Below are 25,492 nucleotides of genomic sequence, written 5' to 3' on the forward strand. Positions count from 1 at the left end.
TACCATTCGGCCCCGATGGACACCGAAGCACAGCCGACGGAGCGCGACCGCTCCTCCTGCCCTTTTGACGCCGGAGCCGAACGGGCTCCGGGCGCGCGAGGGCCGGAGGACCGGTCGCGTTCGGCGTTGACGGCACGGGTCGCCGAGTGGTTCCCCGGCGGGCGGATCACCCTGACCGTGCTGATCTGTCTGGTCTTCCTGCTGCTCCTCCACACGTTCGTGGTGCAGCCGTTCCAGGTCTCGAGCGGCTCCATGGAGCGGGGATTGAGGGCCGGGGACCGTGTCGCCGTGAACAAGTTGGCATACCGTTTCGGTGCCGCGCCGCAGCGCGGTGATGTCGTCGTGTTCGACGGAACCGGCTACTTCGGGGACGCCGACTACATCAAACGCGTTGTGGGTGTAGGGGGAGACCATGTGGTCTGCTGCGACAAGGACGGGAGGATCCAGGTGAACGGCCGGCCGGTCGACGAATCGTCGTTCCTCTACCCCGGTGACCGCCCCTCCGCGGTGCCGTTCGACGTCGTCGTGCCCGACGGCACCCTGTTCGTCCTCGGCGACCACCGCGCCGCCTCCCGCGACTCCCGCGACCACCTGGGCTCGCCGGGCGGCGGCATGATCCCGGTCGGCGACGTGGTCGGCCGGGCGGACCGGATCGTCTGGCCCCTCGACCGCTGGGCCCGCCTGGACCGCCCCGACGCCTACGCGCGCGTGCCCGCCGCGGCCGGTTCCCCGGACGGCGCCCATGGGTAGTCGAGGCAGACCACGCGGGGTCCCCGCCAGCGCCGTCAACAACCCCCTGCCCACCGGGATGCGGCGTGCCGTCAGCCCGGCCAGCGGCCGCACCCGTGTCGAGCGGCGCAAGCTGCAGCGCAAGGTCAGGCGCAAGCGCAGGCGCTCCGCGATCCGGGAGATACCGCTGCTCGTCGGCGTCGCCGTGCTCATAGCCCTGGTGCTGAAGACCTTCCTCGTGCAGGCCTTCGTGATCCCCTCGGGCTCCATGGAGCAGACCATCCAGATCGGCGACCGGGTCCTGGTCGACAAGCTGACCCCCTGGTTCGGCTCCAAGCCGAAGCGCGGGGACATCGTGGTCTTCCACGACCCGGGCGGCTGGCTGGCCGGCGAGCAGACCGTCGTCAAGGAGGACGACCCCGTCGTCGTCAAGCAGATCAAGCAGGGCCTCGTCTTCATCGGCCTGCTGCCCTCCGACGACGAGCAGGACCTCATCAAACGGGTCGTCGGCGTCGGCGGGGACCGCGTCAGGTGCTGCGACGCGCAGGGCAGGGTGACCGTCAACGGCGTTCCCCTGAGCGAGGAGGAGTACCTCTATCCGGGCAACGCCCCCTCCAGCGTCCCGTTCGACGTCACCGTTCCCCCGGGCCGGCTGTGGGTGATGGGCGACCACCGGGACAACTCCGCCGACTCGCGTGCCCACCAGGACTCCGAGTACGGCGGCACGGTCTCGGAGGACTCCGTGGTGGGGCGTGCCGTGGTGATCGGCTGGCCCGTCAGCCGCTGGTCCATGCTGCGGGAACCGAAAACCTTTTCGGCGGTGTCCGACGCGACGGCCGGGTCGACCGCCGCCGCCCAGAAGTCGCATAGGGTTGTTCCCAGCAGTTGGAATGGACCCGTTCAGCTCCCGACCCCTGCGGAACTCCCGCTCGTTATGGGAGTAGTGGGCCTGCGCCGGGCGTGGTGCGGGCGGCGGCACGGAGTAAGGAGTTGGCGTGGGGGATGCGGCGTTCGGCGCACGGTCGGGACACGGCGGCGAGGAGCATCGCGGGCGCCCCGTGACAGCAGCGGGTCCCGTCGCGGGCGGCGCCACACCCTTCGGGAGTGAGAGCACGGCAGCCGAGGACGGCACAGTGACGGAGCACAGGGGCGGCACCGGCCAGGGGAACGGCGACAGCCGGCAGGGAGCGAAGCAGCGCTCCTTCTGGAAGGAGCTGCCCATCCTGGTCGGTATCGCACTGGTGCTGGCGCTGCTGATCAAGACCTTCCTGGTGCAGGCGTTCTCGATTCCCTCGGACTCGATGCAGAACACGCTGCAGCGGGGCGACCGGGTCCTGGTCGACAAGCTGACCCCCTGGTTCGGCTCCCAGCCCGAGCGCGGCGAGGTCGTCGTCTTCCACGACCCGGACAACTGGCTGGCCGGCGAGCCGACGCCCAACCCCAACGCGCTGCAGAAGGCGCTCACCTTCATCGGCCTGATGCCCTCCGCGGAGGAGAAGGACCTCATCAAGCGGGTCATCGGCGTGGGCGGCGACACCGTCGAGTGCAAGGGCACCGGCCCGCTGCTGGTCAACGGCCACGCGCTGAACGAGCCGTACGTCTACCCGGGCAACACGCCGTGCTCCATGGACGAGCAGGGCGGCCAGTTCAAGGTGAAGGTGCCCGAGGGCTTCATCTGGGTCATGGGCGACCACCGGCAGAACTCGCGGGACTCGCGCTACAACCAGGGCGACAGGAACCACGGCATGGTCCCGGTCGACAAGGTGGTCGGACGCGCCATCGTCAAGGCCTGGCCGATCAACCGCTGGGGCACCCTGCCCGTCCCGGACACCTTCGACCAGCCGGGTCTCCAGGCGCAGTCCTCGGCGGCCGGCTCCGTGGCGGTGGCCCCTCACGGCGTGGTCCTGACCGCGGTCGTGCCGGTGGCGCTGTGGCGGCGCGGACGGGGCGTGAGGACCCGCACCGGCATCGTGCGCACGACGACGGCCACGGGCGGTCGCTGAGCCGGCCGGGGAGCACCCGGGGAGCCCTTCTTCGGCGGACCGGCGCCGCGGATCCCCGGCGCGGCTCCCGGCGGCGGCCGGGGAGCACCCGGGACGTCGCCGGAGGCGCCGAGGACGTCGACGACGAGGACTGCCCCCGTCCCGGTACCGCCGGGTAGGGTGCGGGGCCATGGGTGGCGAGAGTACGACGGGCACGGCTCCGCGCAGGGACGACGGCACGGGCGCGGGCCCGGCGGGGGGCAGGATCGGCCGGCGGCTGTCCGGCCTGGTCGTGGCACTGGGCCTGCTGCTGTTCCTCGGCGGATTCGCCTGGGCCGCGGTGGTCTACCGGCCGTACATGGTGCCCACCAGCTCGATGGCGCCGACCATCGACAGGGGCGCCCGGGTGCTGGCCCAGCGGGTGGACGGCGACGAGGTGCGCCGCGGTGACGTCGTCGTCTTCCGGGACAGGACGTGGGCGCAGGACGCACCCGTGATCAAACGGGTGGTCGCCGTCGGCGGGGACACGGTCTCCTGCTGCAAGCAGGGCAGGCTGACCGTCAACGGCCGGCAGATCGACGAGCCGTACCTGAAGGGCGGCACCGCCGGGGCCGGCTTCCCGGAGGTCCGGGTGCCGCAGGGGCGGCTGTTCCTGCTCGGCGACGAGCGCCGGGGCTCCCTGGACTCCACCGCCCACCTGACGGACGCGGCCGAGGGCACCGTCTCGCGCGACGCCGTGAGCGCCCGGGTCGACGCCGTGGTGTGGCCGATGAACGGCATGCTGGAGCGCCCCGCCGGCTTCGAGGCGCTCGGCCCCCTGTCCCGGCCGGGCCCGCTGCGCACCATGGCCCTGATGATCGTCTCCGGCGCCGTCCTCGTCCTCGCCGGCGCCGCCTACGGCCCGGTCGCCGGGCTGCTGGGCTCCTTGCGCGCCCGCGCGAGGACGGCGGGTACCGCGAGGACCGCGGGTACAGGAACGGAGTCCGCCGGTGTCCGCTGAGACGGAGCGAACGCTCGAGGGCGGACTGCGCAAGGTGGCACGGGTGGTCCTGCTCGACCCCGAGGACCGCATCCTGCTGCTGCACGGCCACGAGCCGGACGATCCGGCCGACGACTGGTGGTTCACCCCCGGAGGCGGTCTGGAGGGCACCGAGACGCGCGAGGAGGCGGCCCTGAGGGAGCTCGCGGAGGAGACCGGCATCACCGAGGTCGAACTCGGCCCGGTGCTGTGGCGCCGCAGGTGCTCGTTCCCGTTCGCGGGCCGACGCTGGGAGCAGGACGAGTGGTACTACCTGGCCCGGACGGAGCAGACGGCGACCGCGGCCAGGGCCCTGACCGAGCTGGAGCGGCGCAGCGTCGCCGGAGCGCGCTGGTGGACGTGTCAGGAACTGATCCGGACACATGAGACGGTGTATCCGACCAGACTCGCCGAGCTGCTGCGCACACTGCTCGACGAAGGCCCCCCGGCCAGGCCCGTGGAGCTGGACACGGAGATCGCCTAGCGGTTCGCGGGACTGGCGCACAATGGGGGGACCGCACGGCTGAAGGGGAACATGCCATGAGCGCCGAGGACCTCGAGAAGTACGAGACCGAGATGGAGCTCAAGCTCTACCGGGAGTACCGCGATGTCGTCGGTCTGTTCAAATACGTGATCGAGACCGAGCGGCGCTTCTATCTCACCAACGACTACGAGATGCAGGTCCACTCGGTCCAGGGCGAAGTATTTTTCGAGGTGTCGATGGCCGACGCCTGGGTGTGGGACATGTACCGGCCGGCCCGGTTCGTGAAGCAGGTCCGCGTCCTCACGTTCAAGGACGTGAACATCGAGGAGCTGAACAAGACCGATCTGGAGCTGCCCAGCGGATGAGAGCGGCCGATCCCCGTTGCGCTGCACCGCCCACAGGGGTGACTGCACCACCCACGTGAGTGACTGAAAAGTCCACAACCCGCGAGTAACCCACCAAGATCCACTCGGTCGGGGCGGATGCGTGACCGTGGGCACCGGAGGTGGTGCCGACATGAACACCCATCGGGCACGCAGCGCCCTCGGCAGATACGGAGAGGGCCTGGCCGCCCGCCGGCTGTCCCAGGCGGGCATGACGGTCCTGGAGCGCAACTGGCGCTGCGGCAGGACCGGCGAGATCGACATCGTGGCCCGGGACGGCGACGTCCTGGTCGTCTGCGAGGTGAAGACCCGCAGGGAGGGGAGCTTCGGGCACCCGATGGCCGCGGTCACGCCGCGAAAGGCCGAACGGCTGCGCGGCCTGGCCGAACGCTGGATCCAGTCCCACGGAGGAGCACCCCCCGGAGGCGTCCGCATCGACGTGATCGGCGTGCTGCTGCCCCGGCGCGGCGCACCCGTCGTCGACCACGTACGAGGGGCGGCCTGATGGGATTCGCGCGTACGTGCTCCGTGGCCCTCGTCGGCGTCGAGGGCGTGGTCGTCGAGGTCCAGGCCGACCTCGAACCGGGCGTCGCCACCTTCACCCTGGTGGGCCTTCCGGACAAGAGCCTGAGCGAGAGCCGGGACCGGGTGCGGGCGGCGGTGGTCAACTCCGGCGGTGCCTGGCCGCAGAAGAAGCTCACGGTGGGACTCAGCCCGGCCTCGGTGCCCAAGGCCGGCAGCGGCTTCGACCTGGCCGTGGCCTGCGCGGTGCTCGGCGCCGCCGAGCGGATCGACCCCCGGGTGCTCGCCGGCCTCGTCATGATCGGCGAACTCGGCCTGGACGGCCGGGTGCGGCCCGTGCGGGGCATCCTGCCGGCGGTGCTGGCCGCCGCCGACGCCGGATACGAACAGGTGGTCGTGCCCGAGTGCGCCGCCGCCGAGGCCGCGCTGGTACCGGGCGTCTCCGTGCTCGGCATCCGCAGTCTGCGGCAGCTGATCGCCGTGCTGACCGACGAACCGGTCCCCGAGGAGCCCCCGGACGACCACGGCCGCCCGGACCTCCTCCTCGCCGGTCTGCGCGTGCCCGGCACGGGCGCGGCCGCCGGCGTGCACGGACACGACCTGGAACACGACCTCGCCGACGTCGTCGGCCAGCTCTCCGCCCGTACGGCGGTGGAGATCGCCGCGGCCGGCGGACACCACCTGTTCCTCGAAGGACCGCCCGGCGCCGGCAAGACCATGCTCGCCGAGCGGCTGCCCGCCCTGCTGCCCCCGCTCACCCGGGAGGAGTCCCTGGAGGTCACGGCGATCCACTCGGTGGCCGGACTGCTGCCGCCGGGCGAGCCGCTCATCGACCGCGCCCCCTACTGCGCCCCGCACCACTCGGCCACCATGCAGGCCCTCGTCGGCGGCGGCCCCGGCATGGCGCGGCCCGGCGCCGTCTCCCTCGCCCACAGAGGCGTGCTCTTCCTGGACGAGGTCGCCGAGTTCGGCAGCCATGCCCTCGACGCCCTGCGCCAGCCCCTGGAGGCGGGCCATGTGGTGATCGCCCGCAGCGCGGGCGTCGTGCGGTTCCCGGCCAGGTTCCTGATGGTCCTCGCCGCCAATCCGTGCCCCTGCGGCCGTTTCTCGCGACGGGACACCCTGTGCGAGTGCCCGCCCTCGGCGATCCGCCGCTACCAGGCCCGGCTGTCCGGACCACTGCTCGACCGGGTCGACCTGCGCGTCGAGGTCGACCCCGTCACCCGCTCCGAGCTCGCCCGGCGCGGCGCCCGCGGCGAGACCACGGCGGCGGTCGCCGAGCGGGTGCGGGCCGCCCGGGAACGCGCGGCGGCGCGCCTGGCGGGAACACCGTGGCGGAACAACAGCGAGGTCCCCGGCCGCGAGCTGCGCAGCCGCTGGCACGCGGCCCCCGGCGCGATGGAGCAGGCCGAGCGCAGCCTGGAACGCGGTGTTCTCACCGCCCGCGGCCTCGACCGCGTCCTGCGGGTCGCCTGGACGGTCGCCGACCTCGCCGGCCACGACCGGCCCGACGCCACGGACGTCGCCCTGGCCCTGCAACTGCGCACCGGGGTGCCGCACGGGGTGCCCGTGGCCATCGGGTCCCCGGCATGAGCACCCCGGCCGGACCCGACCGCGATCTGCTCGCCCGGGTCTTCCTCAGCCGGGTCCTCGAGCCCGGGGACGAGACCGGCGGACGGTGGCTGCGGGAGCTCGGCGCCGAGGAGGTGGCCCGGCGGCTGCGGGACGGGGGACCGCGGCTCGCCGGGGTGTCGGACAAGCGGTGGGCGGGACTGTGCGCGCGGGCGGCCCGGGCCGAGCCCGAACGGGACCTCGCCCTCGCCCGCGAGTCCGGGACGCGGTTCGTGCGCCCCGGCGACCTCGAGTGGCCCGCCCAGCTCGACGACCTCGGCGACGCCCGCCCCACGGGACTGTGGGTGCGCGGCCGGCCCAGCCTGCGGATGTGGGCCCTGCGCTCGGTCGCCGTGGTCGGCGCCCGCGCCTGCACCCCGTACGGCGCCCACATGGCCGCCGTCCTCGCCGCCGGCCTCGCCGAACGCGGCTGGGTGGTGGTCTCCGGCGGCGCCTACGGAGTCGACGGCGCCGCCCACCGCGGCGCGCTCGGTGCGGGCGGCGCCACCGTCTCCGTCCTGGCCTGCGGGGTCGACCGGCCCTACCCGCGCGGACACGCCGAGCTGATCGCCAGGATCGCGCGGCAGGGCCTGGTCGTCGGGGAGCTGCCGCCCGGTGACCACCCCACGCCGAGCAGGTTCGTCCTCCGCAACCGGGTCATCGCGGCGCTCACCCGGGGCACCGTGGTCGTCGAGGCCGCCTGCCGCAGCGGGTCGCTGGTCACCGCGCGGGCGGCGCAGCGGCTGGGCCGTCACACCATGGGGGTGCCCGGCCCGGCCACCAGCGCGCTCTCCGCCGGCGTCCACGCCCTGCTGCGCGGCGGGGCCACGCTGGTCACCGACGCCGCGGAGATCGTCGAGCTGGTCGGCGCCATGGGCGAACTCGCCCCCGAGCGGCGCGGCCCCGTCCTCCCGCGCGACCTGCTGGAACCCGACACCCGGCAGGTCCTGGCCGCCCTGCCCGCCCGCGGCACGGCGACACCGGCCGAGATCGCCCGCGGCGCCCGGACGACCCCGGACGACGTGGTCGCGAGGCTGTACGAACTCCAGTCCCTCGGTTACGTCGAACGGTTCGGCGAGGGATGGAAGTTGACACGCCAGGCGGTGGTCTCGGCCCGGACGGGCCGCAACGGATGCTGACCGAGCGTGGTCGGCCGTCCGGGGGAGTCACGGACTGCTCTCAGGATTCCCGCAGTTGGGCGTTTTTCCTGTCACCGAGGGTGACGTGTGTGACCTGGCGGAGCGCACAGCGGAACGAATCTGCGCACGCTCCACACCCCGCCGTTCGCTCACCGCGACGCTCCAGTCACGCTACGCTCACGTGGTTCCGACCAGAAGGACGACTCCGACCGACAGTTCACCCAGACGTCCGTACTCCACGGCAGAACGGCACAAGGCGACGAATGCCCCAGCACACCTCCGGACCCGACCGGGCGGCGATCCCCCCAGCCGCCCGTGACGGTGGCAGCGGGCGGCCGCCCGCTCCCTCGACGCTCGACGAGCTGTGGCGGTCGTACAAGGCGACGGGGGACGACCGGCTGCGGGAGCAGCTGATCCTGCACTACTCGCCACTCGTCAAGTACGTCGCCGGACGGGTGAGCGTCGGCCTGCCGTCCAACGTGGACCAGGCCGACTTCGTCTCCTCCGGGATCTTCGGGCTCATCGACGCGATCGAGAAGTTCGACATCGACCGGGAGATCAAGTTCGAGACCTATGCGATCACCCGGATCCGGGGCGCGATGATCGACGAGCTGCGGGCACTGGACTGGATCCCCCGGTCGGTGCGGCAGAAGGCGCGCAACGTCGAGCGGGCCTACGCGACCCTGGAGGCCCGGCTGCGGCGCACCCCGACCGAGAGCGAGGTGGCCGCCGAGATGGGCATCCCGGTGGAGGAGCTGCACGCCGTCTTCAGCCAGCTGTCGCTGGCCAACGTGGTGGCGCTGGAGGACCTGCTGCACGTCGGCGGCGAGGGCGGGGACCGGCTGAGCCTCATGGACACGCTGGAGGACACCGCCGCCGACAACCCGGTGGAGGTGGCCGAGGACCGGGAACTGCGCCGCTTCCTGGCCCGGGCGATCAACACGCTGCCCGAGCGGGAGAAGACCGTCGTCACGCTGTACTACTACGAAGGTCTCACGCTGGCCGAGATCGGCAATGTGCTCGGGGTGACCGAGAGCCGGGTCAGCCAGATCCACACCAAGTCGGTGCTGCAGCTGCGCGCCAAGCTGGCGAGCTTCGGACGCTGACCCGGGGCGGAGAAGCACCCCCGGCAGGGGGTGCGTCCGTACAGTGGAGGACGTGCCAAGGATTCGAGCGGCCACGGTGGCCGAACACCGGGCGATGCAGCGAGCCGCCCTGCTGGACGCGGCACGGACCCTGCTGTCCGAGGGCGGGACGGAGGCCCTGACCTTCCCCGCCCTGGCCGAGCGGACGGGGCTCGCACGGTCGTCGGTGTACGAGTACTTCCGGTCGCGGGCCGCCGTGGTCGAGGAGCTGTGCGAGGTCGACTTCCCGGTGTGGGCCGCGGAGGTCTCGGCGGCCATGGAGGCCGTCGACGGACCGGAGGTCAAGATCGAGGCGTACATCCGCAAGCAGCTGGAGCTGGTGGGGGACCGGCGGCACCGGGCCGTCGTGGCGATCTCCGCGAGCGAGCTGGACGCCGGTGCGCGGGAGAAGATCCGGGCCGCCCACGGAGGACTCGTCGCCATGATCGTCGAAGCCCTGGAGGAGCTGGGACACCGGCAGCCGCGCCTCGCGGCGATGCTGGTGCAGGGGATCGTGGACGCGGCGGTGCGCAGGAGCGAGCTGGGGGCCGCGGAGGACCCCGGGCAGATCGCGGAGGCCGCGGTGGCGATGGCCCTGCACGGAGTGCGCGGCTGAGACCGCCCGGCCCCCGAAGAGCAGGGGGGACCGGAGAGCACGAGGAGCCCGAGCGGCGGCACGAGCGGACACGGAGGCACGAGGGCACAAAGGTCCTTCGCCCGCGGAAGCTACGGCGGCAGCGGCACCCCCGGCACCGGCAGCAGCCGCGTCGGACCGTTCAGCAGCCACGGCGGGAGCAGCAGCAGAGGGTTGAGATAGGCCGTGCCGCGCAGCAGGCCCCAGTGGAGGCAGGCGCCCCCGCCGCAGTGCGACCCCGTCGCCTGCACCGTGCCGACGATCTCGCCCGCGGCCACCCGGTCGCCCTTCCGCACCGACGCGCTCACCGGCTCGTACGTGGTCCGCAGGGGCGGGTCCCCCGTGCCCGTCAGCTCGATCGACACCACCCCCCTTCCGGCCACCGGGCCCGCGAAGAACACCCGCCCCGCCGCCACCGCCCGTACAGGGGTGCCCGGCGGCGCGCCGAGGTCCACGCCCCGGTGCCCGGGGCCGTAGACCGTCGCCGGCGGCTCCCAGCCCCGCAGCACCGGCGGACGCACCCCCACCGGCCACGTCCGGCCCACGGCCGGCACCGGCGCCTGCCCCTTTCCCGGTTCCCCGGCCGCTCCCAACCCCGCCGAGCCCGCGCCGGCCGGCCCCGAGCCCGCGGCACCGGCCGACGAAGCCGGCCCGCCGCCCCGGGCACCGTCCGCCCGCACCACCGGGGCCGACAGCAGCGCCAGAACCCCCGCCAGCAGCCCGAGCCGGACGGCCGCACCCCGCACCACACCCCGCGTCGCACGCATCCGCACCATGCGCCCACCGTCCCGCGGATGGCCGGATCCGGCCGGGACCTGTGGACAACTCGCCGGTTGTGGACAGCGGCGTCACCCGGGGCCCTCCGGGTCCCGTACACTTCTGATGGCGACTCGGGCCCCCGAGTCGACTTCGCACGCCCCGACACCGGTCGGCGACGGTCGGTGTCAGCGCCTCTCGGTCCCTCGTGGCACGGCGCACCGCGGGCGTCAGGCGCGGAGGCCGTCCGGCATCCGCGGTACAACCGAGAAACAAGGAGAAAGCGGCCATGGCCGTCGTCACGATGCGGGAGCTGCTGGAGAGCGGCGTCCACTTCGGTCACCAGACCCGCCGTTGGAACCCGAAGATGAAGCGCTTCATCTTCACCGAGCGCAACGGCATCTACATCATCGACCTGCTCCAGTCGCTGTCGTACATCGACCGTGCCTACGAGTTCGTCAAGGAGACCGTCGCCCACGGCGGCACGATCCTGTTCGTCGGTACGAAGAAGCAGGCGCAGGAGGCCATCGCCGAGCAGGCCACCCGCGTCGGCATGCCCTACGTCAACCAGCGCTGGCTGGGCGGCATGCTCACCAACTTCTCGACCGTCTACAAGCGTCTGCAGCGCCTGAAGGAGCTCGAGCAGATCGACTTCGAGGACGTCGCGTCCTCCGGTCTGACCAAGAAGGAGCTCCTGGTCCTCTCCCGTGAGAAGGCCAAGCTGGAGAAGACCCTCGGCGGTATCCGCGACATGCAGAAGGTGCCGAGCGCCGTCTGGATCGTGGACACCAAGAAGGAGCACATCGCGGTCGGCGAGGCCCGCAAGCTCAACATCCCGGTCGTCGCCATCCTCGACACCAACTGCGACCCCGACGAGGTCGACTACAAGATCCCGGGCAACGACGACGCGATCCGCTCCGTCACCCTGCTCACCCGTGTGATCGCCGACGCCGTCGCCGAGGGTCTCATCGCCCGTTCCGGCGGTGCCGGCGAGGGCAAGGGCGAGAAGGCCGCGGGCGAGCCGCTCGCCGAGTGGGAGCGCGACCTGCTCGAGGGCGAGAAGAAGACCGCCGAGGCCGAGAAGCCGGCCGAGGCCGCCCCGGCCGCCGAGGGCGAGAAGGCCTGACCCCGTCAGCCTCAGCGTTGACGGCGGGAGCGGGGGAGACATGAAACCGCTCCCGCCGTCCACCCGTGGGTCAGCGGTGTGTCGGCGACCCACGCTCCACGGGGCGACCAGGGATCCGCAGACCCCCTGATCTTCGATCTTCCAGACTTCGAGAAAGACTCACAGACTCATGGCGAACTACACCGCCGCCGACGTCAAGAAGCTTCGTGAGCTCACCGGCGCCGGCATGATGGACTGCAAGAAGGCGCTGGACGAGGCCGACGGCAACATCGAGAAGGCCATCGAGGCGCTGCGCATCAAGGGCCAGAAGGGCGTCGCCAAGCGCGAGGGCCGCTCCGCCGAGAACGGCGCCGTGGTCTCGGTCATCGCCGACGACAACTCCTCCGGCGTGCTGCTCGAGCTGAAGTGCGAGACGGACTTCGTCGCCAAGGGCGAGAAGTTCCAGACCGTCGCCAAGAACATCGCCGAGCACGTCGCCAAGACCTCCCCGGCCGACCTCGAGACCCTGCTGAACTCCGAGATCGAGCCGGGCAAGACCGTTCAGGCGTACGTGGACGAGGCCAACGCCAACCTCGGCGAGAGGATCGTCCTGGACCGCTTCGCGCAGTTCTCCGACGGCTTCGTCACCGCGTACATGCACCGCACGATGCCCGACCTGCCCCCGCAGATCGGTGTCCTCGTCGAGCTCGACAAGCCGAACCCCGAGGTCGCCAAGGGCATCGCCCAGCACATCGCCGCCTTCGCGCCGAAGTACCTCTCCAAGGACGACGTGCCGGCCGAGGTGGTCGAGTCCGAGCGCCGGATCGCCGAGGAGACCACCCGCGCCGAGGGCAAGCCCGAGGCCGCGATCCCCAAGATCGTCGAGGGGCGCCTGAACGGCTTCTTCAAGGAGGTCGTGCTGCTCGACCAGATGTACGCGCTCGACCAGAAGAAGCAGGTCCAGAAGGTTCTGGACGAGGCCGGTGTCACCCTGAAGCGCTTCACGCGCATCAAGGTCGGCATCTGAGACTCTCGGGTCCGTACCGCAACGGACGCCCGGCCCGGATAGGGTCGACAGCAGTCGTCCACGTCGCCCGCGTACGCTGCCAGGCACGCGGGTGACGGACGACAGCAGATCTGACGAGGAGGCCATTGCCGCTGCACGGGATGCGAAACGCCCCGCCGGCAGTGGCCTTCTTCGCATGTGCACCACGTAACAGAGGCGGGATCTCATGACCACCAAGGCCCAGAAGAGCGACGACGGCAAAGTACCCGGCCGGTTTCTGCTGAAGCTGTCCGGAGAGGCCTTCTCCGGCGGCGGGGGCCTGGGCGTCGACCCGGACGTGGTGCACGCCATCGCCCGTGAGATCGCGGCCGTCGTACGGGACGGCGCGCAGATCGCGGTCGTGATCGGCGGCGGCAACTTCTTCCGCGGTGCCGAGCTCCAGCAGCGCGGCATGGACCGCGCCCGCTCGGACTACATGGGCATGCTCGGCACGGTGATGAACTGCCTCGCCCTGCAGGACTTCCTGGAGAAGGAGGGCATCGACAGCCGGGTCCAGACGGCCATCACCATGGGCCAGGTCGCCGAGCCGTACATCCCGCTGCGCGCGGTGCGCCACCTGGAGAAGGGCCGTGTGGTCATCTTCGGCGCCGGTATGGGCATGCCGTACTTCTCCACCGACACCACTGCCGCCCAGCGGGCCCTGGAGATCGACGCCGAGGCACTGCTGATGGGCAAGAACGGGGTGGACGGGGTTTACGACTCCGACCCGAAGACCAACCCGGACGCAGTGAAGTTCGACTCGCTCGGCTACGGCGAGGTCATCACACGCGACCTGAAGGTCGCCGACGCCACAGCGATCACACTGTGCCGCGACAACAAGCTTCCGATCGTCGTCTTCGAACTCCTGAAGGAGGGCAATATCGCTCGCGCCGTCAGGGGTGAGAAGATCGGCACGCTTGTGGGTGGCCAAGGCAGCCGGGACTGACCGGCGTCCCCCGAGCGGGGTACGCGGGAAAGGACACCTGTCCGGAAACGGGCGGGAGGAACCCGAGCCGGGGATGGACAATGTCCCACCGGTCGGGAACCGTGCAGACACAAAGACGCGACGCAGCCGGCCGCCGGCCCCCGACAAGGAACCGCAGCCGGGCCTTACTTCAAGACACGCAGGAGCAAGTGGTGATCGAAGAGACCCTCCTCGAAGCCGAGGAGAAAATGGAGAAGGCCGTCGTGGTCGCCAAGGAGGACTTCGCCGCGATTCGCACCGGCCGTGCGCACCCGGCGATGTTCAACAAGATCGTGGCCGACTACTACGGCGCACTGACCCCGATCAACCAGCTGGCCTCGTTCTCCGTGCCGGAGCCGCGCATGGCCGTCGTGACTCCGTTCGACAAGAGCGCGCTGCGCAACATCGAGCAGGCGATCCGCGACTCCGACCTGGGCGTCAACCCGACCAACGACGGCAACGTCATCCGCGTGGTGTTCCCCGAGCTCACCGAGGAGCGCCGGCGGGAGTACATCAAGGTCGCCAAGAGCAAGGGCGAGGACGCCAAGGTGTCCATCCGCTCGGTGCGGCGCAAGGCCAAGGACGCCATCGACAAGCTGGTCAAGGACGGCGAGATCGGCGAGGACGAGGGCCGTCGCGCGGAGAAGGAGCTCGACGACACCACCGCGAAGTACGTGGCCCAGGTGGACGAGCTCCTGAAGCACAAGGAAGCGGAACTGCTCGAGATCTGATGAACAACTCCTCCTGGGGGCCGCGGCAGGCCGGGTACTGGGGGCCCGCGGATCGGCCACCTGCTCAGGGACCCGTTCCGGGGGCGGCCCCGGCGGGTCCCACGTACGATGCGCATGACGCCCAGGGGACCCGTCCCATGCCCATCGTGCCCGACGGGCCCGCCGACGGCGGACACCAGGATGACGACCGGGGGGCCGCCCGGCCGGGTGGTCCCCTGTTTCGCGACGGCATGTCCCAGCCGCCGCAGCAGCCCTCCCACGCACCGCAGAATCCGGAACCCATGCCCGACGCCCCGCAGCCGGCCCCCGCACCGCAGAAGAAGAGCGCGGGGCGCGACCTGGGCGCCGCCATAGGCGTCGGGGTCGGGCTCGGCGCGGTGATCGTCGCGTCGCTGTTCATCGTCAAGACCGTGTTCGTCGGGGTCATCGCGATCGCGGTCGTGGTCGGGCTGTGGGAGCTCACCAAGCGACTCGAGGAGCGCAAGGGCATCAAGGCGCCGCTCGTGCCGCTGGCGGTCGGCGGAGTGGCCATGGTGGTCGCCGGGTACGCACGAGGGGCCGAGGGGGCCTGGGTGGCGGTGGCGCTGACCGCGCTCGCCGTCCTGGTCTGGCGGATGACCCAGCCGCCGCAGGACTACCTCAAGGACGTCACGGCCGGGGTGTTCGCGGCGTTCTACGTGCCGTTCCTGGCCACGTTCGTGGCGATGATGCTGGCCGCGGACGACGGGCCCCAGCGTGTGATGACCTTCCTCGTCCTGACGGTGGTCAGCGACACGGGCGCGTACGCCATCGGCTGGCGCTTCGGCCGGCACAAGCTCGCCCCGCGCATCAGCCCCGGCAAGACCCGCGAGGGCCTGCTCGGCGCGGTCGCCTTCGCGATGGCGGCGGGCGCGCTGTGCATGCAGTTCCTGATCGAGGGCGGCACCTGGTGGCAGGGCCTCCTCCTCGGCCTCGCGGTCGCCACCAGCGCGACCCTGGGCGACCTCGGCGAGTCCATGATCAAGCGCGATCTGGGCATCAAGGACATGGGCACCCTGCTCCCCGGCCACGGCGGCATCATGGACCGCCTGGACTCCCTGCTGCCGACGGCTCCGGTGGTCTGGCTCCTGCTGGAGGTCTTCGTCGGCTCCGGCTGACCCACCCGGCACATCTTCCGCACGGGCCTCCGCCTGGTGGGCGGGGGCCCGTCGGCCTTCCTGGGCGTCGGTCGTTCTCGAGGCCCGCCGGCAAGAGCACCGCATGGGCAGGCTCGGTTGGCGGACGACGGCAGACACCACGGCGATCTTCCGTGCCGCTGGTGTGACGCCCTCATCGATGTCGGTACAGCGACCTGCCCATCGAGCGGCGGGCATGCGCCGCCTCTACAGTGCGACCTGCCTTCTGTCTTCACCCCGGCCAGCCGTGCCCGGCGGGCGTGCCATGGGCAGCGGTCCGAGCACGAGAAACCCCTCTGGCTGAGACCGGTCGACTTCACGGTTCTGGGCTGGGGGTCTGGGCTGGAGCCACTTTGGTGCGAGCTTCGAAGACCATGGCCCAGATCGGGCACTATGGGCAGGCTTGTAAGCCTGCCAGATCCGTGAGTCGACGTGATGTGCCATGATCACTCGCGTCAGAGCAGCTCCCGCCCAAAGTCTCGAATCCGACCTCTCGCCGCAGCCAACTGCCCGTTGGCGCAGGACGGTGCGGAATGAGAATGCGGGGTAACCGGCTACAACCGATCCACATAAAGCTGGGGATCAGAAGGTAGCCGTGCCTCACGTGTGCCCGATCGAGCGGAAAACCACGGAGAATGCCAGGCAGCCACAGTAGCCCGGCACAAAAACGGCCCGTGACCTGGTTGTTCGGTCAGGGGCCGTTCTCACAATTCGCGGAGCGGAGACGGCGGGGGTTGAACCCACGTCGGTGTCACCACCACGACGGTTTTCCTGTCCGTCGAAATCGCCATCTCGGCGTTTCTATGCCCTTCGGGCTTTAACTCCAGAGGAACATCACAGCTGACGACGGGGCCAGTGGGGTTGTGGACAACGTTTCTATGCCCTTCGGGCTTTAACTCCAGAGGAACAGTTCGATGCCAAGCCGTACTACAAGGACGGCGAGTTTCTATGCCCTTCGGGCTTTAACTCCAGAGGAACCAAAGGTCCTACGGGTACAGGGGGCGCCCTGTATCCAGGAGGTTTCTATGCCCTTCGGGCTTTAACTCCAGAGGAACGAGTCTCTCGAAGAGGCGCTGAAGCTGCTCAAGGAGCGTTGTTTCTATGCCCTTCGGGCTTTAACTCCAGAGGAACCCTTCCCGTCTGGAGGGGGCTGTGGCCTGCGTCGATGATGCCCGATGCGCGACGGCGAGCGCCAGTCGCTCCGGATCTGCGTGTCGTGCATCACATTCTCGTTGATCATGGGTTTGACCTGCACAGACGGCTTGCGCGGCAAACGGCGTTCTGGGCGCTTCAGGACTGAGTCCGGTTACGGGAAGTGCGGCCCTACCAACTTGTGACCACCCCGATCGTCTTCAGAGCACACGGACCGCGTCCATGATGCCGGCCCCCAGCCGACGGCATCGTCTCGTCCAGGCAACTGGTCAGCTCACTGCCTCGGGATGCTGTCATCGCCGGGAACGCCCGTGGGCATCGGGTGGGCTTCCGGAAGACAGCAAGAGTTAGGACCTCAGCGGTCGTACCGTCCGCAGTTCGCATCGAGGGCGTTCGCGATACCCCCGCTCGGGCCGTCTCTGGGCCGTCCGAGGTTACTCGGAGGCGACCGGTGACGACCACTGTCGACAGGTGCGGTGGCCGACAGCCGCAGGTCACCCGGTTGGATCTGCGACACTGGTACCACCATGCCCAAGCCCGGAGAACTCACTTTCGTCGCCCCGCGCGGAGCCAAGAAGCCGCCGCGGCACCTTGCCGATCTGTCCCCCGCCGAGCGCAAGGAGGCCGTGGCCGCGATCGGCGAGAAGCCGTTTCGCGCCCGGCAGCTCTCGCGGCACTACTTCGCGCGGTACGCGTACGACCCGGAGCAGTGGACCGACATCCCCGCCGGATCGCGCGCCAAGCTGCGCGAGGCGCTGTTCCCGGAGCTGATGACGGTCGTACGGCATCTGTCGACCGACCAGGGCGCCACCCGCAAGACCCTGTGGCGGCTTTTCGACGGCACGCTCGTGGAGTCCGTGCTCATGCGCTACCCGGACCGGGTGACCATGTGCATCAGCTCGCAGGCGGGCTGCGGCATGAACTGCCCGTTCTGCGCCACCGGGCAGGCGGGCCTCGACCGCAATCTGTCGACCGCCGAGATCGTGCACCAGATCGTCGACGGCATGCGCGCCCTGCGCGACGGCGAGGTCCCCGGCGGTCCGGCCCGGCTGTCCAACGTCGTGTTCATGGGCATGGGCGAGCCGCTCGCCAACTACAACCGCGTCGTCGCCGCCATCCGCGCCCTGACCGCGCCCGAGCCGGACGGCCTCGGGCTGTCCCAGCGGGGGATCACCGTCTCGACGGTGGGTCTGGTCCCGGCGATCCACCGGTTCGCCGACGAGGGCTTCAAGTGCCGGCTCGCCATCTCCCTGCACGCCCCCGACGACGAGCTGCGCGACACCCTCGTCCCCGTCAACACGCGGTGGAAGGTGCGGGAGGTGCTGGACGCCGGCTTCGCGTACACCGCCAAGTCCGGACGCCGGCTCTCCATCGAGTACGCGCTGATCCGGGACATCAACGACCAGGCGTGGCGCGGCGACCGGCTCGGCCGGCTGCTCAAGGGCAAGCCCGCACATGTCAACCTCATCCCGCTCAACCCGACCCCCGGCTCCCAGTGGACCGCCTCACGGCCCGAGGACGAGAAGGCGTTCGTCGAGGCCATCGCCGCCCACGGGGTGCCGGTGACCATCCGGGACACCCGCGGTCAGGAGATCGACGGAGCATGCGGACAGCTGGCTGCAACCGCCCGATAGGCGGACGGTAGGCTTAAGGCCGTACACACCTTCATATTCCGACAGGGGAGCGCCACAGCGCTGAGAGTGCGGCACGGGCCGCAGACCCTCTGAACCTCGTCCAGGTCATTCTGGATAGGGAGATCGGTCATCACTCGAGCTGTTGCGCCCTGACCGGCATCCTCTCGGATCCAGGTCAGGGCCGCGCCTCTTCCTGGCCAACCCCAGGAGCAACATCCAGTGCACACCAAGACGTTCGTCGCCATGGCGGTCGGGCTCGGCCTGGTCACGCTGTCCGCGTGCGGATCGTCGAACGGCAAGAGCACCTCGTCGTCCGCGGACACCAGGACGGTGACCCTGATCAGCCACACCTCGTGGGCTGCCTCCAAGGACGTCATCGCGGACTTCGAGAAGCAGTCCGGCTACACCGTCAAGGTCCTCAAGTCCGGCGACGCCGGCGAGGCCGTCAACAAGGCCATCCTCACCAAGGACCACCCGCAGGGCGACGTCTTCTTCGGCGTCGACAACACCCTGCTGTCCCGGGCCCTGGACAACGGACTGTTCCAGTCGTACCGGCCCAAGGAGTTCGACCGGATCCGGCCCGAGTACCGGGCCAAGGAGGCCGGACACCGCGTCACCCCGGTCGACTCCGGCGACATCTGCGTCAACTACGACAAGAAGTACTTCGCCGACCGCAAGCTGGCCCCGCCGGCCACCTTCGACGACCTCGTCAAGCCGCAGTACAAGAACCTCCTCGTCACCGAGAACGCCGCCACCTCCTCGCCCGGCCTCGGCTTCCTGCTCGGCACCGTCGCGAAGTACGGCGACGACGGGTGGCAGGACTACTGGAAGAAGCTCAAGGCCAACGGCGTCAAGGTCGTCGACGGCTGGGACGTGGCCTACAACCAGGAGTTCTCCGGCTCCGCCGGCGGCAGGAAGGCCAAGGGCGACCGGCCGCTGGTCGTCTCCTACGCCTCCTCCCCGCCCGCCGAGGTCATCTACGCCGACCCGCGGCCGAAGGACGCGCCCACCGGAGTCGCGTACGGCACCTGCTTCCGGCAGGTCGAGTACGCCGGGCTGCTCAGCAACGCCAGGAACCCCGAGGGCGGCAAGGCGCTCCTCGACTTCCTGGTCACCAGGAAGTTCCAGGAGGACATGCCGCTGAACATGTTCGTCCACCCGGTGCGCGAGGACGCCCAGGTGCCGCCGGAGTTCGCCGAGTACGGCCCCTCGGCCGAGAACCCCGAGACCATGGCTCCCGAGAAGATCGCCGCCAACCGCGACCAGTGGGTCAAGTCGTGGACCTCGCTCGTCCTGAAGTAGCTCCGCACGGGCGCCGTACGGGGAACGCGGCGCGGCTCGGTCTCATGGCCGTGCCCGCCGCGTTCTTCGCGGTGTTCTTCGCCTACCCCGTGGCCGCGATCGTCCGGCGCGGCCTCGAGGCCGACGGGGTCTGGCAGGTGGGGCGGATCGCCGAGGTGCTCCTCCGGCCCGACGTCCGGCACGTGCTGTGGTTCACCACCTGGCAGGCGCTCGCCTCCACCGCGCTCACCCTGCTGGTCGCCCTGCCCGGCGCGTATGTCTTCGCCCGCCTCGACTTCCCCGGGCGGCAGGTTCTCAGGGCCGTCGTCACCGTGCCGTTCGTGCTGCCCACGGTCGTCGTCGGCACCGCGTTCCTCGCCCTCGTCGGACGCGGCGGCCTGCTCGACGAGCTGTGGGGCGTCCGCCTGGACACCACGGTGTGGGCGATCCTGCTCGCCCATGTCTTCTTCAACTACGCCGTCGTCGTACGGACCGTGGGCGGCCTGTGGGCGGGGCTCGACCCCCGGCAGGAGGAGGCGGCCCGGATGCTCGGCGCCTCACCGGCGGCCGCCTGGCGCACGGTCACCCTGCCCGCGCTCGCGCCCGCGGTGGCCGCCGCCGCGCTGATGGTCTTTCTGTTCACCTTCACCTCCTTCGGCGTGGTGCAGATCCTCGGCGGCCCCACCTTCTCCACCCTCGAGGTGGAGATCTACCGGCAGACGGCCCAGATCTTCGACCTGTCCACCGCGGCGGTCCTGACGATCATCCAGTTCCTGGCGGTGGGCGCGATCCTCGCCGTGCACGCCTGGACCGTACGGCGCCGGGAGAGCGCGCTGAGACTGGTGGACCCCGCCCTCACCGCCCGCCGCCCGCGGGGCGCGGGACAGTGGGCGCTCCTCGTCGGCGTCCTCGTCACCGTCGCACTGCTTCTCGTCCTGCCGCTGGCCGTGCTGGTGCAGCGTTCGCTCACCGCGCCCGGCCTCGGCTACTACCGGGCGCTGACCGACCCCGACGGCGGTGTCTTCCTGGTCGCGCCGATCAACGCCGTCGGCACCTCCCTGTCGTACGCCGCCGCCGCGACCGCCATCGCCGTGGTGATCGGCGGTCTGGCCGCCGCCGCGCTCACCCGCCTGCCCCGCTCCCGCTCCGGCGGACGAGTCTCCTTCGCGGAACGGCTCGTACGAGGCTTCGACGCGCTGCTGATGCTGCCCCTCGGGATCTCCGCGGTGACCGTCGGCTTCGGCTTTCTGATCGCCCTGGACCGGCCGCCGCTGGACCTCAGACAGTCCTGGATCCTGGTTCCGCTCGCGCAGGCCCTGGTCGGTGTGCCCTTCGTCGTACGGACCATGCTGCCCGTGCTGCGCGCGGTGGACGGACGGCTGCGGGAGGCGGCGGCCGTGCTCGGGGCCTCGCCGTGGCGGGTGTGGCGGGAGGTCGACCTGCCCATGGTGCGGCGGGCGCTGCTGGTCGCCGCCGGTTTCGCCTTCGCGGTGTCCCTGGGGGAGTTCGGGGCGACCGTGTTCATCGCACGGCCCGACAACCCCACGCTGCCGGTCGCCGTGGCACGGCTGATCGGCCGGCCCGGCGACCTCAACTACGGCCAGGCGATGGCCCTGTCGACGATTCTGATGGTGGTGTGCGTGGTGACGCTGCTGATCCTTGAACGGCTGCTTCCCCGGTCCGGGGCGGACCCGGCCGGAGGAGCCCCCGTCGGCCGGGGCGGGGAGTTCTAGATGCTGCTCGGTCTTCGGGCCGCGACCGTGCGTTTCGACGGGCGCGCGGTGCTCGACGCGGTGGACCTCGATGTCGCCGAGCACGAGATCGTGTGCGTGCTCGGCCCCAGCGGCAGCGGCAAGTCCACCCTGCTGCGGGCGATCGCCGGGCTGCAGCCGCTGGACTCCGGACGGGTGCTGCTGGACGGGCGGGACCAGGCGGCGGTACCGGTGCACCGGCGCGGGGTCGGCCTGATGTTCCAGGACCACCAGCTGTTCCCGCAGCGGGACGTGGCCGGAAACGTCGCCTTCGGGCTGAGGATGCACGGCATGGCGAAGAACGAACGGGCCGCACGGGTCGGGGAACTGCTGGACCTGGTCGGTCTTCCCGGCGCCGAGCGGCGTGCCGTGGCCTCGCTCTCCGGGGGCGAACAGCAGCGGGTGGCCCTGGCCCGGGCCCTGGCCCCCCGTCCCCGCCTGCTGATGCTGGACGAGCCGCTCGGCCAGCTCGACCGTTCGCTGCGGGAGAGACTCGTCGTCGAACTGCGGGAGCTGTTCGGCAGGCTGGGCACCACCGTGCTCGCCGTCACCCACGACCAGGGCGAGGCCTTCGCGCTCGCCGACCGGGTCGTGGTGATGCGGGACGGCCGGATCGCCCAGGCCGGTACACCGCTCGAGGTGTGGCAGCGGCCGGCCGACGCCTTCGTCGCCCGCTTCCTCGGCTTCGAGAACGTCGTGGAGGCCACCGTCGACGGGGAGGCCGCGATCACCCCGTGGGGCAAGGTGCCCGTTCCCGGCGGCTCCCCCCAGGGCACGCGCACCCTTCTCGTGCGTCCCGCCGGTGTCCGTCTGGTGCCCCCCGCCGAGGGCCTGCGCTGCACGGTTGCCGCCCGCACCTTCCAGGGCACCCATGTCACCCTCCACCTCCAGCCCCGTGACGCCCCCCGTCTCGAGGCGGCCTGCCCCCTGCGCACGGCACCGGAGGTCGGCGCCGAGACCGGAGTGGAGTTCGACCCGGCCGAGACGGTGGTGCTGGACTGATCCGCGCGGCCCGTACGGGCCGCGCGGCCGGGGCCCGGTGCGTGCGGTCGCACGGCGGGGGAGGGGCCGGCGCGGCGCGCCGGCGGGTGACGCCCACGGGGCGGACGGGCGCGGCGGACGGGCGCGCCGGACCCCGCAATGCCCGCCCGGTGCGAGGCAATTCCCGGCGCGATGCGCCCGGCGCCTCCTAGGGTGTGGTCATGACACGACTCGCCTACGACCGCTACTGCGACGAGATCTCCCACCAGGTGGGCCGGCTGTCGGAGGTGCTCACCTCCGGCGCCGATCTGTCCGCCACCGTGCCGAGCTGTCCCGACTGGTCGCTGGAGACACTGGTGCGGCACACGGGAGGTGCCCTGCGCTGGGTGGAGGCACTGGTCAGGACCCGGGCGCAGGAGGACATCCCCGCAGCGCGGATCCCGCTGGCGAAAGGACCCGAGGCGCAGGGCGACCCCGCCGCCCTGAAGGCCTGGCTGCTGGAGACCGGCCGGATCACCGTCGCCGCCCTCCGCGAGGCCGGCCCCGACACCGCGGTGTGGACCTGGGCCGGGATGCGGGACGCCGGTTTCTGGGCCCGCCGGATGACTCACGAGATCACCATCCACCGTGCCGACGCCGCGCTCACCGCCGGACTGCCCTACGAGGTCGCTCCCGAGGTGGCCGCCGACGCCCTCGACGAGTGGCTGGAGATCGTGCAGTTCGTGCAGCGGAGCAAGGCGGTCCCGGCGGCTGCGGAACTGCGCGGAGAGGGGCGCAGCATCCATCTGCACGCCACCGACGCCGGGCCGGAGCTGAACGCCGAGTGGGTCGTGGAGCTCACCGAGGAGGGCGTCGTCTGGCGGCGCGGGCACGAGAAGGCGACCGTGGCGCTGCGGGGGCCGCTCACCTCCGTGCTGCTGGCGTTCTACCGCCGGCTTCCCCTGGACAGCCCGGAGCTGGAGGTGCTGGGCGAGCGGGAGCTGCTGGAGTTCTGGCTCGAGCGGGCGTCCTTCGGGTGAACGGGCCGTGGCCCGCCTCCGGGACGGGAGACGGGCCACAGGCGGTGAACTGCGGGGACGTCAGCGGTTGTTGTTCGTCCCGCCCCGGCGGCGCAGGCCGAAGAAGACCGCACCGCCGCCGATGACGACCAGAGCGACCGCGACACCGGCGATCAGCCCGGTGTTGGAGCCGGCGCCGGTCTCGGCGAGGTTGGACTCGCCGACCGCGGGCGACGGGGCGTTGTTCGAGTCGCCGGCGGAAGCGGCGGCGCTCTCCGAGGCGGACGGCACCGGGGAGGCGGACTCCGTCGCCGGCGCCGACGCGTCCGGCCCGGACGCCGCGGGCTCCGGTTCGGACGCCGGCGGCGCCGGGGTCTCCGACTCCTGTGGCGAGGCCGGAGTGCTCGGGGCCTTCGCCGCGCAGGCCGTGGACGGAGCGGTCAGGTTCGGCTTGATGTCCTCGTCGACGAGGACCTTTCCGTTCTTGCCGACGGCCCTGACGCGGATGCGGTAGACGGCGTTGGGCTCCCAGTCCTCGGCGAAGGTGACCGTGGTGCCCTGGCGGGAACCCTTGACCTCCTGCTCGCCGACCTTCCTCTCGTCGGCGTTGTTGTTCTGGAGGAACACGCTGACCGTCGCCGGAGTGCCGGAGGGGTCCACGTCCTTGACGGTGATGATCCCCTTCTCCCCGTCGCACTTGGCTTCGGCGGAGAAGTCCTTGATGCTGCAGGCGAACGCGTTGCCCGCGACGCCGAGTGCGAGGGCGGCGGACGCGGAGGCGACACCGAGGATGCGCACGGTGCGCGCGGTACGGCGGGATATGGACACGATGGCCACTGTTCCCTTCACGGGATGTGCGATTGCGGGGGGTGGAGGGGGTGTTGGGGTGACGACGAACCGAGGTCCCAGCACCCCCGGAAGGCTCAGGTGTATAAGCGCTCCATAAGGAGTGTCAATGTGAGGGCCGCCTGCCGACGTTGACTTTACCCACTTGTTAACCGTCAGTAGGTTTCAACTCGTCGGCAGGCGGCAAGAAGGGGTGCCCTCCCCGCCCCCGCGGGCTCAGCCCTGCACGGCCGCCGGGTCCATCCACATCACTTCCCAGGTGTGGCCGTCGAGGTCGTCGAAGGCCCGGCAGTACATGTGGCCGTGGTCCTGGACCTCACCGGTCGCCGTGCCGCCGGCCGCGACGGCCTTGTCGACCAGCTCGTCGACCTTCTCGCGGCTCTCCGCGCTCAGACAGAGCATCACCTCGCTGGTCCTCGTCGAGTCCGCGATCTCCTTCTTGGTGAACTCGGCGTAGTACTTCCTGCTGTGCAGCATCACGACGATCGTGTCGCTGATGACGACGCAGGAGCAGTCGTCGGTCGAGAACTGCGGGTTGATCGTGTAGCCGAGGTCGGTGAAGAACTTCCTGGAGGCGGCCACGTCGTTCGTCGCCAGGTTCACGAAGATCATCTGCTGGTGCACGGTGGGTCTCTCCCTTCCGCTTCGTTGCCGTTCGCAGGGGTGGACCCGAGGGCCGCGCGAAACTCATCGGTGGAGGCGAAAAATTTTTCCCACGGCTTCTTCCCGGGGCCCGTCGGCGGTTGACGGCCCTCGGCGGTTGACGGCCCGTCGGCGGGCGACGGGCCGTCAACGGGCCAGGGGCGGCACGGAGAGAGCGGCGACCAGCAGGGTCGGCGGGGCGAACAGGACCAGCAGGGCTCCGGCGCGCAGCAGGGCGGCGGTGCGCAGCGTCGTGGCGGGTGCGCCGAGACGCCGCAGGGCGGCGAGGGCGACGGCCCGGGCCTGCCGTGCCTCGACGGCCGCGGTCAGCAGGACCGTCACGGCGCACCCGGCGACGAGCGCCATGCCCAGGACGGTCAGCGGGCCGATGGGGCGTGTGGTTTCGCCGTACGACGCGGCGACGGAGTACGCCCCCGACGCCACCGCGCACACCACTCCCAGGGGGCGGCCGATGCGCCTGGCCTCCGCCATCAGGCCCCGGCCGGCCAGCAGCCGCAGGGCGCCGGGACGCACCGACTGGAGCAGCAGACCGCACAGATGGGTCAGGCCGGGCCCGGCGAGGGCGAGACCGAGGGCGGTCAGCAGCCAGCCGAGCAGCACGGGGACGTCGGCCGTCAGGCCGCCGGGGAGGGCGCTGCCGGAGGCGGAGGACCGGCCGGTGTACGACTCCACGGTCAGACCGACGGTGAGCACGGCGATGCCCCAGGGAAGTCCGGCGGGAGGGTGCCCGGGGGCCGGGGGGAGCTGGGGGACGGCCGTGCCGTGCGGGGGCCCCCGCCCGGCGGCGGGACGCGCGTCGGACCCG

At 71.2% G+C, this 25,492-nt stretch carries 24 protein-coding genes, 1 pseudogene and 1 CRISPR repeat array; of the genes and pseudogenes, 21 read left to right on the forward strand and 4 right to left on the reverse strand.

Annotation, left to right across the window (positions count from 1 at the left end; all coding sequences use genetic code 11):
• Positions 1–15: 15 nt before the first annotated feature.
• The 11 genes from lepB (CCN35_RS04180) (at position 16) to CCN35_RS04230 (ending at position 9,608) form a co-directional block, all read left to right on the forward strand.
• Complete coding sequence (gene lepB, locus CCN35_RS04180; RefSeq protein WP_086791547.1) at positions 16–750, forward strand: signal peptidase I; 735 nt, start codon at positions 16–18, stop codon at positions 748–750.
• A complete protein-coding gene (lepB, locus tag CCN35_RS04185) occupies positions 743–1,837 on the forward strand; it encodes a signal peptidase I (protein ID WP_067395636.1) in 1,095 nt (364 codons plus the stop codon). The genes lepB (CCN35_RS04180) and lepB (CCN35_RS04185) overlap by 8 nt, the downstream gene beginning before the upstream one ends.
• On the forward strand, positions 1,725–2,732 hold the full coding sequence (lepB, locus tag CCN35_RS04190; protein ID WP_079129761.1) for a signal peptidase I: 1,008 nt from the start codon (positions 1,725–1,727) through the stop codon (positions 2,730–2,732). The genes lepB (CCN35_RS04185) and lepB (CCN35_RS04190) overlap by 113 nt, the downstream gene beginning before the upstream one ends.
• A 169-nt stretch (positions 2,733–2,901) precedes the next feature.
• Positions 2,902–3,711: a signal peptidase I gene (gene lepB, locus CCN35_RS04195; RefSeq protein ID WP_086791549.1), complete on the forward strand. Its 810-nt coding sequence runs from the start codon at positions 2,902–2,904 to the stop codon at positions 3,709–3,711.
• Positions 3,701–4,213 (forward strand): NUDIX hydrolase, encoded by a 513-nt coding sequence (locus tag CCN35_RS04200; RefSeq protein ID WP_086791550.1) that lies wholly within the window; start codon positions 3,701–3,703, stop codon positions 4,211–4,213. The genes lepB (CCN35_RS04195) and CCN35_RS04200 overlap by 11 nt, the downstream gene beginning before the upstream one ends.
• A 56-nt stretch (positions 4,214–4,269) precedes the next feature.
• Complete coding sequence (locus CCN35_RS04205; RefSeq protein WP_067395620.1) at positions 4,270–4,578, forward strand: DUF2469 domain-containing protein; 309 nt, start codon at positions 4,270–4,272, stop codon at positions 4,576–4,578.
• Between the two features lie 121 nt (positions 4,579–4,699).
• Positions 4,700–5,101: a YraN family protein gene (locus CCN35_RS04210; RefSeq protein ID WP_079129760.1), complete on the forward strand. Its 402-nt coding sequence runs from the start codon at positions 4,700–4,702 to the stop codon at positions 5,099–5,101.
• On the forward strand, positions 5,101–6,711 hold the full coding sequence (locus CCN35_RS04215; protein ID WP_067395611.1) for a YifB family Mg chelatase-like AAA ATPase: 1,611 nt from the start codon (positions 5,101–5,103) through the stop codon (positions 6,709–6,711). Before CCN35_RS04210 ends, CCN35_RS04215 begins: the two co-directional genes overlap by 1 nt.
• Positions 6,708–7,868, forward strand: coding sequence for a DNA-processing protein DprA (dprA, locus tag CCN35_RS04220; RefSeq protein ID WP_067395607.1), 1,161 nt, complete (start codon positions 6,708–6,710; stop codon positions 7,866–7,868). Before CCN35_RS04215 ends, dprA begins: the two co-directional genes overlap by 4 nt.
• A gap of 263 nt (positions 7,869–8,131) precedes the next feature.
• Positions 8,132–8,974: an RNA polymerase sigma factor WhiG gene (gene whiG / locus CCN35_RS04225; RefSeq protein WP_067395604.1), complete on the forward strand. Its 843-nt coding sequence runs from the start codon at positions 8,132–8,134 to the stop codon at positions 8,972–8,974.
• A 76-nt stretch (positions 8,975–9,050) separates the two neighbouring features.
• Positions 9,051–9,608, forward strand: a complete 558-nt coding sequence (locus CCN35_RS04230) for a TetR/AcrR family transcriptional regulator (RefSeq protein WP_086791551.1) — start codon at positions 9,051–9,053, stop codon at positions 9,606–9,608.
• A gap of 110 nt (positions 9,609–9,718) precedes the next feature.
• On the opposite strand, the gene CCN35_RS04235 is transcribed toward CCN35_RS04230, so the two are convergent.
• Complete coding sequence (locus tag CCN35_RS04235) at positions 9,719–10,402, reverse strand: murein hydrolase activator EnvC family protein (RefSeq protein WP_245863000.1); 684 nt, start codon at positions 10,400–10,402, stop codon at positions 9,719–9,721.
• A 269-nt stretch (positions 10,403–10,671) separates the two neighbouring features.
• Between CCN35_RS04235 and rpsB the strand changes: the two genes are divergently transcribed.
• From rpsB to CCN35_RS04285, 10 genes are all read left to right on the forward strand, one after another.
• Complete coding sequence (rpsB, locus tag CCN35_RS04240; protein WP_067395598.1) at positions 10,672–11,508, forward strand: 30S ribosomal protein S2; 837 nt, start codon at positions 10,672–10,674, stop codon at positions 11,506–11,508.
• 169 nt (positions 11,509–11,677) lie between these two features.
• Positions 11,678–12,514 carry a translation elongation factor Ts gene (gene tsf, locus CCN35_RS04245; RefSeq protein ID WP_067395595.1) on the forward strand — a complete coding sequence of 279 codons (837 nt, stop codon included), beginning with the start codon at positions 11,678–11,680 and terminating at the stop codon, positions 12,512–12,514.
• A gap of 205 nt (positions 12,515–12,719) precedes the next feature.
• Positions 12,720–13,478 (forward strand): UMP kinase, encoded by a 759-nt coding sequence (gene pyrH, locus CCN35_RS04250; RefSeq protein WP_067395592.1) that lies wholly within the window; start codon positions 12,720–12,722, stop codon positions 13,476–13,478.
• Between the two features lie 191 nt (positions 13,479–13,669).
• A complete protein-coding gene (gene frr, locus CCN35_RS04255; RefSeq protein WP_067395824.1) occupies positions 13,670–14,227 on the forward strand; it encodes a ribosome recycling factor in 558 nt (185 codons plus the stop codon).
• Positions 14,227–15,363 (forward strand): phosphatidate cytidylyltransferase, encoded by a 1,137-nt coding sequence (locus tag CCN35_RS04260; RefSeq protein ID WP_086791552.1) that lies wholly within the window; start codon positions 14,227–14,229, stop codon positions 15,361–15,363. Before frr ends, CCN35_RS04260 begins: the two co-directional genes overlap by 1 nt.
• Before the next feature lie 815 nt (positions 15,364–16,178).
• Positions 16,179–16,512: a CRISPR direct-repeat array (repeat unit 36 nt; unit sequence GTTTCTATGCCCTTCGGGCTTTAACTCCAGAGGAAC).
• Positions 16,513–17,060: 548 nt separating this feature from the next.
• On the forward strand, positions 17,061–18,167 hold the full coding sequence (gene rlmN / locus CCN35_RS04265) for a dual-specificity RNA methyltransferase RlmN (RefSeq protein WP_086791553.1): 1,107 nt from the start codon (positions 17,061–17,063) through the stop codon (positions 18,165–18,167).
• Between the two features lie 243 nt (positions 18,168–18,410).
• Entirely contained in the window at positions 18,411–19,469 is a 1,059-nt protein-coding gene (locus tag CCN35_RS04270) for a thiamine ABC transporter substrate-binding protein (RefSeq protein ID WP_079129766.1), read from the forward strand.
• Between the two features lie 44 nt (positions 19,470–19,513).
• On the forward strand, positions 19,514–21,181 hold the full coding sequence (locus CCN35_RS04275) for an ABC transporter permease (protein ID WP_086791555.1): 1,668 nt from the start codon (positions 19,514–19,516) through the stop codon (positions 21,179–21,181).
• Positions 21,182–22,201: an ABC transporter ATP-binding protein gene (locus tag CCN35_RS04280; protein ID WP_086791557.1), complete on the forward strand. Its 1,020-nt coding sequence runs from the start codon at positions 21,182–21,184 to the stop codon at positions 22,199–22,201. It begins immediately after the preceding gene.
• 200 nt (positions 22,202–22,401) lie between these two features.
• Positions 22,402–23,199 carry a maleylpyruvate isomerase family mycothiol-dependent enzyme gene (locus CCN35_RS04285; protein WP_067395564.1) on the forward strand — a complete coding sequence of 266 codons (798 nt, stop codon included), beginning with the start codon at positions 22,402–22,404 and terminating at the stop codon, positions 23,197–23,199.
• A gap of 60 nt (positions 23,200–23,259) precedes the next feature.
• Here CCN35_RS04285 and CCN35_RS04290 read toward each other — a convergent pair whose 3' ends face one another.
• The 3 genes and pseudogenes from CCN35_RS04290 to CCN35_RS04300 form a co-directional block, all read right to left on the reverse strand.
• Positions 23,260–24,006 (reverse strand): LAETG motif-containing sortase-dependent surface protein, encoded by a 747-nt coding sequence (locus CCN35_RS04290; protein WP_086791563.1) that lies wholly within the window; start codon positions 24,004–24,006, stop codon positions 23,260–23,262.
• Between the two features lie 234 nt (positions 24,007–24,240).
• On the reverse strand, positions 24,241–24,648 hold the full coding sequence (locus tag CCN35_RS04295) for a VOC family protein (RefSeq protein WP_086791559.1): 408 nt from the start codon (positions 24,646–24,648) through the stop codon (positions 24,241–24,243).
• A gap of 165 nt (positions 24,649–24,813) precedes the next feature.
• Positions 24,814–25,492 (reverse strand): annotated as a pseudogene (locus CCN35_RS04300) (hypothetical protein); the annotation flags it as partial.

It is taken from the genome of Streptomyces thermovulgaris, from assembly GCF_002155915.1.
Taxonomy (GTDB): Bacteria; Actinomycetota; Actinomycetes; order Streptomycetales; family Streptomycetaceae; genus Streptomyces; species Streptomyces thermovulgaris.

Bases quoted from the DNA above. Each gene is read 5' to 3' on its own strand.
- CCN35_RS04285 (WP_067395564.1), top strand. From the start codon at position 22,402: ATGACACGACTCGCCTACGACCGCTACTGCGACGAGATCTCCCACCAG.
- dprA (WP_067395607.1), top strand. From the start codon at position 6,708: ATGAGCACCCCGGCCGGACCCGACCGCGATCTGCTCGCCCGGGTCTTC.
- CCN35_RS04260 (WP_086791552.1), top strand. From the start codon at position 14,227: ATGAACAACTCCTCCTGGGGGCCGCGGCAGGCCGGGTACTGGGGGCCC.
- pyrH (WP_067395592.1), top strand. From the start codon at position 12,720: ATGACCACCAAGGCCCAGAAGAGCGACGACGGCAAAGTACCCGGCCGG.
- CCN35_RS04275 (WP_086791555.1), top strand. From the start codon at position 19,514: ATGGCCGTGCCCGCCGCGTTCTTCGCGGTGTTCTTCGCCTACCCCGTG.
- rpsB (WP_067395598.1), top strand. From the start codon at position 10,672: ATGGCCGTCGTCACGATGCGGGAGCTGCTGGAGAGCGGCGTCCACTTC.
- rlmN (WP_086791553.1), top strand. From the start codon at position 17,061: ATGCCCAAGCCCGGAGAACTCACTTTCGTCGCCCCGCGCGGAGCCAAG.
- CCN35_RS04215 (WP_067395611.1), top strand. From the start codon at position 5,101: ATGGGATTCGCGCGTACGTGCTCCGTGGCCCTCGTCGGCGTCGAGGGC.
- tsf (WP_067395595.1), top strand. From the start codon at position 11,678: ATGGCGAACTACACCGCCGCCGACGTCAAGAAGCTTCGTGAGCTCACC.
- lepB (WP_086791547.1), top strand. From the start codon at position 16: ATGGACACCGAAGCACAGCCGACGGAGCGCGACCGCTCCTCCTGCCCT.
- lepB (WP_086791549.1), top strand. From the start codon at position 2,902: ATGGGTGGCGAGAGTACGACGGGCACGGCTCCGCGCAGGGACGACGGC.
- CCN35_RS04280 (WP_086791557.1), top strand. From the start codon at position 21,182: ATGCTGCTCGGTCTTCGGGCCGCGACCGTGCGTTTCGACGGGCGCGCG.
- whiG (WP_067395604.1), top strand. From the start codon at position 8,132: ATGCCCCAGCACACCTCCGGACCCGACCGGGCGGCGATCCCCCCAGCC.
- lepB (WP_067395636.1), top strand. From the start codon at position 743: ATGGGTAGTCGAGGCAGACCACGCGGGGTCCCCGCCAGCGCCGTCAAC.
- CCN35_RS04270 (WP_079129766.1), top strand. From the start codon at position 18,411: ATGGCGGTCGGGCTCGGCCTGGTCACGCTGTCCGCGTGCGGATCGTCG.
- CCN35_RS04235 (WP_245863000.1), bottom strand. From the start codon at position 10,402: ATGGTGCGGATGCGTGCGACGCGGGGTGTGGTGCGGGGTGCGGCCGTC.
- CCN35_RS04205 (WP_067395620.1), top strand. From the start codon at position 4,270: ATGAGCGCCGAGGACCTCGAGAAGTACGAGACCGAGATGGAGCTCAAG.